Genomic DNA, 12738 nt, shown 5'->3' with positions numbered 1-12738 from the left:
TCGCTCACCTATGCTTTGTAAATTTTAACCGCACACTTTTTATAATCAGTCTCTTTTGAGATTGGGCAAGTAGCGTCTAGTGTGACTTTATTGATAAATACGTTTTCATCAAACCAAGGCACATAAATAAGACCTACTGGTGGCTTATTTCTACCTTTTAGATCAACTCTTGCTTTTACCTTGCCACGGCGTGATTCGACCCAAACGATCTCATTTTGCATTACGCCAAGATTTTTAGCATCATCTTCATGCATATAGCAAAGTGCCTCTGGAACAGCTCTATAAAGCTCAGGAACACGCATGGTCATAGTGCCTGAGTGCCAGTGCTCTAGAACACGGCCAGTACATAGCCAGAACGGATACTCTTTGCTTGGCATCTCGCATGGATCCATGTAAGGGCGGAAGAAAATTTTTGCTTTGTTTGCAAGAGATGTTTTATCTTTATTTGTAACGCCTTTTAGATCGCCTGTTGGAAGTGCTGCATTTTTGTTGCCATAGAATGCAAATTTCTCATTTGGGGCAGCTTTTTTAGCGTATGGGTCAAATTTAGTATTAAATCTCCACTGAGTCTCTTTACCATCAACAACTGGCCATCTAAGACCTCTTACTCTGTGGTAAGTGTCAAAATCTGCTAGGTCGTGACCATGTCCAACACCAAATTTTCTATACTCTTCCCAAAGATATTTGTGGACGAAAAATCCATATCCTTTAAATTCTTTACCATCTGAGCCGATCACTTTTCTACTATCACCAAACACTTCTGTATTGTCGTAGTTTTCCATTATCGGATCGTTTGCGCTAAATTTCTTAGCCTCTTCGTTAGCAAAAAGTACATCAAATAGCGTATCTTCTTCGCTATACCCCATAGCTTTTGCCTCTTCAAGCACATTTGGAAGTGTCACTTTATCATTTACTTTTTTCTCACCCCAAACATCTTTTAGCTTAAAGCGCTTGCTAAATTCCATCATTTGCCAAATATCAGGCATCGCTTCGCCAACCGGAAGTACTTGCTGTCTCCAGTGTTGTGTTCTTCTCTCAGCATTACCGTAAGCACCCCATTTTTCATAAATCATCGCAGTTGGGAGGATAAGGTCAGCCACTTTTGCAGAAATTCCTGGATAAGGATCGCTTACAACGATGAAGTTGTCCATCTCACGAGCCGCTTTTATCCAGTGGTTTGCGTTTGCAGTATTTTGCCATGGATTATTTACTTGAACCCATATAAATTTAACCTTACCATCTTCAAGATCACGCATCATTTTTACGTAGTGAGAAGCGAGTACGCCACTTAACGTTCCAGCAGGAAGTTTCCAAATTTTTTCAGTTATCTCTCTATGTTTTGGATTCTCAATAACCATGTCAGCTGGCAAGCGGTGAACAAATGTTCCAACCTCTCTTGCAGTTCCACACGCACTTGGTTGGCCAGTTAGAGAAAATGCTCCTGAGCCTGGAAGTGCTTGTTTGCCAAGTAAGAAGTGAACCATATAAGCTTGCTCATTTACCCATGTACCACGTTGGTGTTGGTTAAAGCCCATCGTCCAAAAACTTACGACTTTGCGGTTTTTCTCTATATAAAGATCAGCAAGTGCTTTTAGTTTTTTCTTAAATTCTTCTATATCTTCGTTTGGATCGCCCTTGGCTACCTTTGCTGTAAAGTCAAGTGTGTAAGGTGCAAGAGCTTTTTTAAACTCTTCAAATGTTATTTGCCAATGTGCGCCAGATTTTGCAGCATTTTTATTTTCTAGCGTATCGCCAGCTTTTAGTCCAAGATAAGAAAGCGTAACACCCTCAGCTTCACTTAGCACCTTTGACTTCTCAGTAGCAGCAGTGTCTAGCTCGCTTGGAGCATATTTTTTATGATTAATGTCTGGACGAAGACCATATCCGATATCGGCTGGACCAGTTGTAAATACACAGTGTTTTTTAACAAATTCTTCATCGATCATCTCTGGGTGGTTATAAACTATCTCACGAGCGATGTAGTTCCAGATAGCAAGGTCAGATGACGGAGCAAAGATAATCTCTATATCAGCTAAATTTGATGTTCTAGTTGAGTAAGTGCTTAAATTTACAACCTTTACCCTATCAGGATCGCTAAGCTTTCTATCGCTTACGCGTGCCCAAAGTATCGGGTGCATCTCGGCCATATTTGCGCCCCAAGCCACGATAGTATCAGTTAGTTCGATATCATCAAAACAGCCTGATGGCTCGTCTATGCCAAAAACTTGCATAAAGCCAACAACCGCGCTTGCCATGCAGTGTCTTGCGTTTGGATCGATGCTATTGCTTCTAAAGCCACCTTTTATAAGCTTAACAGCAGCGTAACCTTCTGGAATTGTATATTGACCAGAGCCTAAAACTCCGATACCATGAGGTCCTAGTTCATCATATGCTTTTCTAAACTGAGCCTCCATAACATCAAATGCTTGCTTCCAGCTTACTTGCTTAAATTTACCTTTTTTATCAAATTCGCCTTTTTCATTTACACGTAAAAGCGGATGAGTGATCCTATCCTCGCCGTACATGATCTTAGCGTTAAAGTAGCCTTTAATGCAGTTTAGACCGCGATTTACTGGTGCTTCTGGATCTCCTTTTACAGCTACTATCTTGCCCTCTTTTGTAGCGACCATGATGCCACAGCCTGTCCCACAAAACCTACAAGCGGCCTTATCCCAGCGCCAGCCTTTTTCGGCTTCGCTTGCTGCGCTTAGTGAGCTTGGTACGGCTATACCAGCACTAGCACAAGCAGCACTAGCTGCAGCACTTTTTATGAATTCTCGTCGATTCATTCTTTCTCCTTTAAAGATTTAAAACAAATTTAGTTGATATTAACCTTGTAAAACTTATTTACAACTGATTTACATTTACAAAAATTTCAAAAAACTTAAGCCAAAAATGTAAATATTTTTCTACATAAAAATATTAATTTTCTCACAAAGTACGATTTTAAAAGAAAATACTATTTAATAAAATTTAAAAATTTTAGAGTAGTTATCAAAAAAGCCAAAGAAAGCAAAGTAAAATTATTTTTAAATATTTGAGTAAAAAAGTAACATAAAATATCATTAAAAATTTTTATATCTTTACCGAAATAGCAATAATTATAAGGATAAATTCTAATAGATTTCACTACTTGAAAGCAAACATAATCTATAAAAATTTAACTAGCAATATCACTATAAAGCTATAAAAATTAGATAATTTTTAAAAATTTTATTATATTTATAAAACAAAAAATAATTTTAAGATTAGATGTAAAATAGAGTTATTTTCATCCTCAAATTTTGAGGATGAAATATTAATGAAATTTTAAATATCAAGCTGCAAGGTTAAAATTTATTCTTTTTAACATCAGCTACTATTGTCTTAGCCATTTCATCGATTTGAGCAGTGATTTCATTCGTTGAGCTCACGATATCAACATTTTGCTTTGTAATGCTATCTATCTGGCTTACACTTTGATTTATCATATTTATGCCTTCGCTTTGCTCTCTGATGCTCTCGCTCATCTCATTGATACTTTGAGTAAGTATATTTGCGTTAGTTTCGATCTCGCCAAGTGATTTTTGAGTTCGCTCTGCTAGTTTTCTAACCTCATCTGCAACCACAGCAAAGCCTCGTCCATGCTCACCAGCACGTGCTGCCTCAATAGCAGCGTTTAGAGCAAGTAGGTTGGTTTGATCTGCAATATCTCTAATAATAACGATGATGTTTTTAATCTCTTCAGATTGTTTTATAACATCTACAGTCTTTTGACTAATTGCGCTCATTGAGCTACTCATTTGCTCGATCGCAGCAGCACTTTCTTGGAGAGAATTTGCTTGTGTGCTAGCACCTTGAGTTACTTGCTTCATTGATGCATCTAAATTTTTAGCTTTTTCTTCTAAGAATTGTGCTTGTTTTAAGTTAAACGCAAGCATATTAGCTATCTCTTCGCCAAGCTCATTTGTTACTAGTTCGACATTGCCTTTGGCATCCAAAATTCTTGAAGTAAAATCAGAATTTCTAAAATCATTAAAAGTTTTTGGATCATATTTAAATCGCTACCTACTCTTTTCTCCAAAACATCTAGCATTTTATTTAAGACATCTTTTAATTCAATTAGTTTTGGATTAGCTGGAATATCTACTATTCTTGCTTTTAAATTTCCATTTTCTATCGCCTTTGCAGTCTCAACAGATTGAGATACCACTCTAGAGTCTTGATCGGCATTGTCAAAAATTTTAGCAATATTATCATTTATTAGTTTACTCATTACGCCAAATTCATCTTTTGTTGCTACCTTTGAAACAACTGGCTCTTTTATCTCAAAATTTAAAAATCTAAAGAAACTAACCAAAGCATCTGTAATAGCTTTAATAGGATTAAGCGATCTTTTTAGCAAGAAATATACGATCAAAGATAAGACAACTATAAATATAAAGGCTAAAATAATTTGAACTTTTAAAATAGGCAAAGTATGCGAGCTGAAGATATTTTGATCCATTGCTGTTATTGCCAACCAACCTTTGTCATTTATCTCTAACATATAAGCATAGACATCTTCGCCTTTTGTATTTTTATATGCTATTAATCCATTTTCATCAAATTTCTTTTCATTATATTGTTTTATCAGGCTTTTAGCGATCTCGTGAGGTTTACCGACTAATTCTTTATTTGGGTGCATTATAACGTTGCCATTTTGATCTGTAACAAAAGCATAGCTGTACTCAGTCTTACTGATTTGCGATATATTATTGCTCAACTCCTCAATAGACGCATCTATGCCCGTAACTCCAATATTTTTAATAGGTGCAGCAAAAGTTATAACCATCGCATTTAATGAAGCTGCCATATATGGATCAGTATATATTGGTTTATTCTCGGCTTTAGCTTGTTTATACCATCCTCTAACTCTTGGATCGTATCCAGCTTTATTTTGTCCATTTGATCTAAACATAGCCCCATCCTCATATCCAGCGTAAACGAGAGTGATCTCTTTTCCAGATATAGCCTTTGCTTGAGATAAAGCTAAATTTATACCATCAGCATTCATCGAGCCATCACTTTTCTCGCTTATCTTACTAAGAGTCTCAGCCATTTTCTCTATAGCATACTGATTATTGGTAAAAAAGCTATTTAGTGTGATTTTCACATCTTTTAAAATTTGCTTTTGAGTTTGTATTACTAACTCAATGGCTTTATCATGAGCTGTGTTATAGCTAGCTAAAGATATTAGCGAGAATGATATGAATAATGCCAGTATGAGCATTAAAGATATTTTGTTTGCAATTGATCGCATTTACTTTCCTTTTACAAAAATTTTTAAGATGCGATTGTATATTTTTTTATATTAAATAGTATTAAATAATATTAATTACAAAATAGTGATGTATACATTAAATAATAATTTTGAATTATTTTTTCATTTTGGATAGTTAAAGTAAGTGAAATAAAATTAGAATTTAGGGGAAACAAACCCCTAAATTCGGTCTAAGATTAAAATTTATTCTTTCTAACGTCGGCTACTATCGTCTTGGCCATGTCGTCTATTTGGTCAGTAATTTCGTTTGTTGTACCAACAATATTTATATTTTGTTTTGTAATACTGTCGATCTGACTTACGCTTTGATTTATCATATTTATGCCTTCGCTTTGCTCTCTGATGCTCTCACTCATCTCATTGATGCTTTGAGCTAGAACATTTGCATTAGCTTCGATCTCGCCAAGTGATTTTTGAGTTCGCTCTGCTAGTTTTCTAACCTCGTCGGCAACTACGGCAAAGCCTCGTCCATGCTCACCAGCACGCGCTGCCTCGATAGCAGCGTTTAGAGCAAGTAGGTTAGTTTGATCGGCTATATCTCTAATAATAACGATGATGTTTTTAATCTCTTCGCTTTGTCTCGTTACGTCGCTAGCTTTTTGGCTAATGGCGTTCATAGAACTGCTCATCTCTTCTATAGCAGCCGCGCTTTCTTGGATAGAGTCTGCTTGCTTATGGGCTCCGTCGGTTAGGGTTCTCATAGATTCTGCTAGGATTTTAGCTTTTTCTTCTAGGACCTGAGCTTCTTTTAAATTTTCTCTTAACATATTGCTTACGGCGTCGCCCGCGCTTTGAAGGCCTACTATCATATCTTTTAGATCGCTTTCAAGCTCGGGTTTTAGCTCTAGTCTAGGAGTGTAGTCGTTTTTATTGTAAGAAGCTAAAACTACCGCTATTCCTTTTAAATTTTCAGAAATTGATGCAAAGAATTTATTTAGCAGGTCTTTTAACTGAACTAAAGCCGGATTATTAGGGACGGAGTTAATCTTAGCCCCCATGTGTCCTTTTATCATGAGATTTGCTATACCGTTCATCTCGTCTATTAAGGCGCTGTCTTTTTTAACGCCGTTAAGGACTTTTTCTATGTTTTCGTTGATAGATTCGCTCATTCTGCCGAATTCGTCTTTAGTAGTTACTACTAGCTTTTCCGGAGCGTTAGGGGTTTCGTAGGTGATGAATTTAAACGCGTCTTCAAGCTTGGTTTGAATAGTTCTAATAGGGCTAAGGGATTTTTTAAGAAGAGTAAATACGATAGCCGAAAGTATGACTATAAAAGCTACGGCTAGGATTATTTGAGCTTTTAATAAAGGTAAGGTATTAGACGAAAAAGTATCTGCTCCGATAGCGGCTACGGCTAGCCAGCCTTGATCGTTTATAGAAAGAACTTTAGCGGTTACGTTTTCGCCTTTATAGTTTGTATAAGGGATAAGTCCATTTTCATCAAATTTTTTAGCTGCAAAAGCCTCAGCAATATATTTGCTAGCAGGAACGGTTTTACCAACATTGTTTGGGTCATTGTGCATTAGCATTAAGCCGTCTTTGTTCATTAAAAAGACGTAACCGTATTTCGTTTTACCCATTTCGAGAATTTTTTTACTTAAAGCATCTATATTTAAATCAAGCCCCAAAACACCATCAAAATTTCCATTTTTATTTACTGGAGCGGCAAAGCTAATTACTAAAGCATTAGACAAGGCAGCTTTGTAAGGTTCGGTATATATAGCACCATTTGCACTCTTTGCTGCTTTATACCAGCCTCTAGTTCTAGGATCGTAATTATCGGCTGGAGTTGTTTTAGTTCCATCTGATTGGAAAAAATGTCCATCACTCTCGCGACCATAAAAAATATCAGTAACTAGATGACTAACATTTTCTTTTTGTATTTTTGTCTTTTCCATGTACGAGTCATCATTATTTGGTGTTTGTGCTATATCTAAAGCAGACTTTTTGGCAACTTCTAAATAATCTTCAAAAAAAGAATCCGTAGTAGCTTTGATGTCACTTAGAATCTGATCCTGGGTCTGGCTGACCAACTCTACTACCTTACTTTCCGCTGTATAGTAGCTGACTGCTGAAATAGCAGCAAACGAAATAACCAGCAATGAGATGATAATCATCGCTATCTTTGAAGTTATGGACTTCATCTTTCCTCCTTTAAAAAGTTAAAATCGCTTTAATTTATCGAAAAAGAATTAAAATTAGTATTAAATTTACCCTCTATTTAATGCTTTTTAAAAATTAATAAAGATATCTTGATAATTAAAAATTTTTGAATAAATTTTAGATCAAAAAACGCCATCGAATAATCTAGTTTTGCTTTTTATTCTCTAGCTAGATTTAAAGTATAAATTTTTACTTGAAAATCAATAAAACAACACCTGAAATAATAAGACAAATGGCTAAAATTTCTTTTAAATTTAACCTCTCGCCAAGAAAGATGACAGCCAAAATAATAGCAAGCACAACACTAAATTTATCAACCAGCGCCACTTGATAGGCATTACTTGTTTGTATTTCTTTAAAACACACAGGACAAAATAACACAGTGGTGATATCCTTTACGTCAAGTTTTACAAATATAATTGCAAAATAAAAAATTTATAAAGCTATAGACTTTAATATAAATTTAAGCTTTCGTGAGTAGTAGATTTATTTTAAATTTTAAGTTCAAAAGCAGGAGAAGACTCCCCTGCTTTTAATATTATTTAGAAATTTTTGGCTCAGCAAAAGCTGTAAGCTTTAATGCCTCGTCGCCTTTATATTTCTCAATATTTACAAGAGCTGTATGGCTGATGTTACCATTTGCTAGCTTACTTGTTGGGATATCTATGGTTAGCACGTTTGCACCGCCATTTTTACAAATTCCACTATCAAAACCGTCATACCAAGCGCCCTCAGCTAGTTTTACAACGCCCTCTTTGATGTTTTTAGTAACATGAGCACCTGCCAAAACCTCACCACGTGCATTAAATACACGCACCAAGTCGCCGCTTTGTACACCAAGCTCTTTTGCGTCTTTTTCGTTGATCCAGATAGGCTCGCGATTTGCGATAGCGTAGTTATCGCGAAGTGAAGTTTGGCTTAGCTGTGAGTGCAAGCGGTCTGTTGGGTGAGCGCTTATCATGTGATATTTAGCTGGTTTATCTTTCATGCCTAGCCACTCGATCGGCTCAAACCACATTGGGTGCGCTTTGCAGTCGTCATAGCCCATTTTCTCGATAGTCTCTGAGTAAATTTCTATAAGACCACTTGGAGTTCCAAGAGCGTTTAGTACAGGATCCTCTCTAAATTCGCCAAATCTCACCCAGCTATCGCTATCTTGAGATGAGGCAAATGTAACTGGCTTATTCTCGTTCCAAAACTCTTCAAATGGCTTCATATCAGTAGTTAGCTCTGGCACAGCCTTGACCTGAGCGTAGGCTGAGTCATAGTACTCTTTGATCCAGTCAAACTCATCCTTGCCGTTATCTGTGTAGGCAATTACTAAATTTTTAGCATAAGCCTTGCAAAGATCAGTGAAAATTTGGTAGTCGTCTCTTGCCTCGTGGTATTTCTCAACGACTTGTTTCATCGGCACTATGTTCATATTTGAGTAGTCACCAGTCATGGTGATATCGTTTCTCTCGTACTCTGTAGTGACTGGAAAGACAATATCAGCCATTTTTGCTGTCGGTGTCCAGTATGATTCATGTACGACAACCGTTCTTGGCTTTCTCCACGCTTTTAAATTTGTATTTGTATCTTGGTGGTGCACAAGTGGGTTACCGCCGACCCAGTAGATAAAGTCGATATCTGGATAGGTGATCTTTTTGCCGTCGTGGTCGATCACTTTACCAGGATGTAGCAACGCATCAGCAATCCTTGCGACCGGGAAGGCATAGTTGGTTGCTTTTTGTAGCCAACTTTGGCCTGTACCTGCTGCTGCAGCTGCCTTTGCGACGAAGCGACCTCGTTTGTCAAACTCACCTGTGTCTGTGCCAATAAACTCGCCCTTATCGTTAAATTTACCCACACTTGCGCTATTTATGCCGCCGATGACCGCACCTTTACAAGTCGGAGCGCCGCCGTTTGAGTAATGGTAGCTAAGGCCAAATCCCCCACCAGGAAGTCCGATCTGACCAATCATAGCTGCTAGTGTCACCATCGCCCAGTGTGGTTGCTCGCCATGGTGAGCGCGCTGCATACCCCAACCACTCATTATCATCGTGCGGTTTGCAACAAATGTATCAGTTAGCTCTTTTAAAGTATCTTTATCAATGCCACAAATTTTGCTCGCCCACTTTAAATTTTTAGGAGTATTGTCTGTCTTACCAAGTAGATATGGGAGAAATTTATCAAAGCCTGTTGTGTAGGTTTCAACGAAATTTTTATCATACTTGCCGCTCTCATATAGGTAGTGCATCATGCCAAGCATCATTGCTGTGTCGGTGTTTGGCACTGGGGCGATCCACTGAGCGTTATCAAAGTATTGCGCTGTGTCGCTCTTGATAGGATCGATGATGATCACTTTGATATCTTTTTTGTTTTTGAGCTCTTCAAAGTATTTAAAGCCCTGCTCGTCGGTGCTAGTCCAAGCTATGCGAAGTGTCGCAAGTGGGTTTGCACCCCAGATGACTACGACTTTTGAGTTTTCAAGCACGACTGGCCAGCTGGTTTGCTGCTCATAGACCTCGATACTACCAACAACGTGAGGCATTATGATCTGGCTAGCACCTGTTGAGTAGTCCCCTAACGAGCCAACAAAGCCACCACTAAGGTTCATAAATCTATGAAGTAAAATTCTTGAGTTATGCACGTTACCGCTTGATTTCCAGCCATAGCTACCTGCAAATACACTTTGTAAGCCTTTTTGTGCTCTTGTTTTTTTCAGCTCTCTTGCAACTAGCTTGATCGCCTCTTCGTAAGGCACCTCAACCCACTCATCCTTGCCGCGAAGCTCTGGCTTTGGACTATCTGGATTTTCAAGGTAGCTCTTTCTTACTGCTGGGCGCTTGATACGACTTTTGTAGATCATATCTGGTGTATAGTGCTGAAGCGGATTGTAAATTTCACTTGTTTTTTGGATAGGCTCTGACTTTACTGCAACGCCGTTTTTGGTTGTCACTTTTAGCATACCCCAGTGGGCAGCTGTGATGACCTCGCTATCTCTTAAAACACTCTTTTTTACGCCATCAGCAAATAAATTTGAAGCTGTTACGCTTGAAAGCAAAGGTGTCGCTGCAATTGCTGTAGCACCTTTTTTTAGAAATTCTCGTCTGTTCTCGTTCATCTTATCTCCCTTTCATTTTTAAGTTTTCTTTTAAATAAGCTAAACTTTAATATTTGTTTTTACTCGCCGCTACAAAAGTTTTCCTTATTTACCTAGGTTTACGTCAGATGAGTGTTTTTGAAGGTATTCAACAACCAACCACTCGTCTTTTTTCTCTATTGCGGTTCTGCCGATCATTGATTTTAGAAGTGACGGCCATTGGTTAGCGTTGAAATGTGTGGTTTGAGGCAACGCATGGCAAACACCACAACTCTCCTTATACATCTTGTCAGCTTTTGCAAACATCGCGTTTACGTCAGTGCTAAAGCCATCTTTTTGAACAAAAACTGTTGTTTCTACTTCATTCCATTTACCGTTTTTGCCCTCTTTGATCACTTTAATATCAAAAGGTGCAGTTTTTGCAAATGCCACCGAGATAATCCTCGCGCCATCAGCAAAATAAACTACGTTGCTAACGGCTGGATTTTGATAGCCTTTTACTTTAATTTGCGCTCTGTCACCGCTTGTTTGTAAAATTTCAACTGCGTTGGTTGGTAGCAGTCTGCCTATACTTTTTGTTGAGATAGCATCACCGTAAACATCTTTTACAGCATCTGTGTAGTTTACACTAGCACCAAATGCCGCACAAGCCACGATGGTTGATAGAATGATTTCTTTCATATTTCTCCCTTCAAAATGAAATTGTTCAAATTTTAGGAGCTTTTTAATTAATTACAAATTAAAATTAAAAATATAATTTAAGAATAATGCAGAAAATTTTATTTAAAAATGAGTAAAAATACACCAGACACGATAAGACAAATGGCTAAAATTTCTTTGTAATTTAGCCTTTCACCAAGAAAGACAACAGCCAAAATGATAGCCAGCACAACGCTAAATTTATCAACCAAGGCTACTTGATAGACCTTGCCTGCCTGCATAGCTTTAAAATACATGAGCCAAGATAGTCCGGTTGCTATGCCACTTAGTATGAGAAAGAGCCAGTTTTTAGGACTTAGCGAGCTTAATGGTTGCCATTTTTTAGCCACACTTAAAAGCAAAACAAGCATAAAAATAACAACGATCGTTCTTATAAATGTCGCAAAATCGCTGTCAATGTCCTTTACACCAAGCTTTGCAAAGATCGCTGTAAGTGCAGCAAAAACGGCTGAAAGAGCTGCGTAGATAAACCACTCTGGCATTTTTATCCTTATAAATTTAAAGGGGCAAATTTGCTTCGCCCCAAGCTAAATTTATCCCTCGTAATCGCCAAGCATATCAACTGTTGGCACAAAATATAGGGCACCAGTTACTGGCGTACTAAAGTCAAGTAGCCTATCTGAGTTGCCCTTTGGCTCGCCGATAAACATCTTTTTAAGCATAAGCTCAACCGTTGAAAACGTGCTCGCATAAGCGATGAAATAAGTGCCAGTTTTGCTGCCTTCTGTAAATGGCATATTGCCACGCACGACCTTTTTATCATCTCCGACGTTTGCAGCAGCTGAGTGTGAATTTGTAGGTTTTACATCCTCGCTCATCTCGATATCAAGCTCTTTTGAGCGGCCTATTACCTTTTCTTGCTCGCTTACGCTTGTAGCGTTCCACTCTTTCATGTTATGGAAATATTTTTGTACAAAAACGTAGCTGCCGCCTTTAAATTTAGCGTCCTCATCGCCAACTTTAGCAAAGAAGTCTCTCTCCTCGCCCTCAGGATTTTCAGTGCCATCAACAAAGCCAATTATCGCCCTGCCGTCATGATACTTAAAGCCTTGCGTCTCGTCTGTAAGCTCTGCAAATTTAAAAAGCACAGCTTTTATTGCTTGAGCCATATCGAAGCAATCAGGTGCATTTAAAGCGCGAATATGGATATGGATATCGCCCTTTGTGCTAACAGCCTCGTGTTTATCGCCTTTGATCGCTTTAAAATTTACAAGCTCTTTTGGCAGATCTTTTGAAATTTCAAGCTTTTTCCAAGCATCATGACCCACGCCAAGGACGCAGTTTACATTTTCATTTGCGCCAAATCTAATCTTGGCAGTTTTATTTAAATTTACAACCAAGGCACAAAGCTCGGCAAACCCCTCTTTACAAGCCTTTTTATCAGCTGTTAAAACCCATGTTTGAAAGACGGTATTGTTGCCTGGAGTTTGTGTGACCTCTTGAGAACTAAAACTCATTTTTTCTCCTT

At 38.0% G+C, this 12738-nt stretch carries 8 protein-coding genes and 2 pseudogenes; all 10 read right to left on the bottom strand.

Annotated elements, in window-relative coordinates:
- Window positions 1-8: 8 nt before the first annotated feature.
- Window positions 9-2789 carry a nitrate reductase catalytic subunit NapA gene (gene napA / locus G6W45_RS02060; RefSeq protein ID WP_194167362.1) on the bottom strand — a complete coding sequence of 927 codons (2781 nt, stop codon included), beginning with the start codon at window positions 2787-2789 and terminating at the stop codon, window positions 9-11.
- 540 nt (window positions 2790-3329) lie between these two features.
- Window positions 3330-3710 (bottom strand): annotated as a pseudogene (locus G6W45_RS10050) (methyl-accepting chemotaxis protein); the annotation flags it as partial.
- 242 nt (window positions 3711-3952) lie between these two features.
- Window positions 3953-5281 (bottom strand): cache domain-containing protein, encoded by a 1329-nt coding sequence (locus G6W45_RS02050; RefSeq protein ID WP_194167361.1) that lies wholly within the window; start codon window positions 5279-5281, stop codon window positions 3953-3955.
- A 197-nt stretch (window positions 5282-5478) separates the two neighbouring features.
- Window positions 5479-5919, bottom strand: coding sequence for a methyl-accepting chemotaxis protein (locus G6W45_RS10045; protein ID WP_374048479.1), 441 nt, complete (start codon window positions 5917-5919; stop codon window positions 5479-5481).
- Between the two features lie 774 nt (window positions 5920-6693).
- Window positions 6694-7419: pseudogene (locus tag G6W45_RS10040) on the bottom strand (PDC sensor domain-containing protein); the annotation flags it as partial.
- A gap of 235 nt (window positions 7420-7654) precedes the next feature.
- Window positions 7655-7846, bottom strand: a complete 192-nt coding sequence (locus G6W45_RS02040) for an EamA family transporter (protein ID WP_234411978.1) — start codon at window positions 7844-7846, stop codon at window positions 7655-7657.
- Between the two features lie 157 nt (window positions 7847-8003).
- Complete coding sequence (locus G6W45_RS02035; protein ID WP_194167359.1) at window positions 8004-10571, bottom strand: molybdopterin-dependent oxidoreductase; 2568 nt, start codon at window positions 10569-10571, stop codon at window positions 8004-8006.
- 84 nt (window positions 10572-10655) lie between these two features.
- Window positions 10656-11231, bottom strand: coding sequence for a cytochrome C (locus G6W45_RS02030; RefSeq protein WP_194167358.1), 576 nt, complete (start codon window positions 11229-11231; stop codon window positions 10656-10658).
- Between the two features lie 98 nt (window positions 11232-11329).
- Window positions 11330-11752: an EamA family transporter gene (locus G6W45_RS02025; protein WP_194167357.1), complete on the bottom strand. Its 423-nt coding sequence runs from the start codon at window positions 11750-11752 to the stop codon at window positions 11330-11332.
- Window positions 11753-11803: 51 nt separating this feature from the next.
- On the bottom strand, window positions 11804-12727 hold the full coding sequence (locus tag G6W45_RS02020) for a Dyp-type peroxidase (RefSeq protein ID WP_194167356.1): 924 nt from the start codon (window positions 12725-12727) through the stop codon (window positions 11804-11806).
- Between the last annotated feature and the right edge of the window lie 11 nt (window positions 12728-12738).

It is taken from the genome of Campylobacter concisus, from assembly GCF_015229955.1.
In the GTDB taxonomy this organism is placed as follows: Bacteria; Campylobacterota; Campylobacteria; order Campylobacterales; family Campylobacteraceae; genus Campylobacter_A; species Campylobacter_A concisus_AT.
The sequence above is the reverse complement of the archived record's forward strand: the minus strand, read 5'-3'. Positions and strand labels throughout refer to the sequence as shown.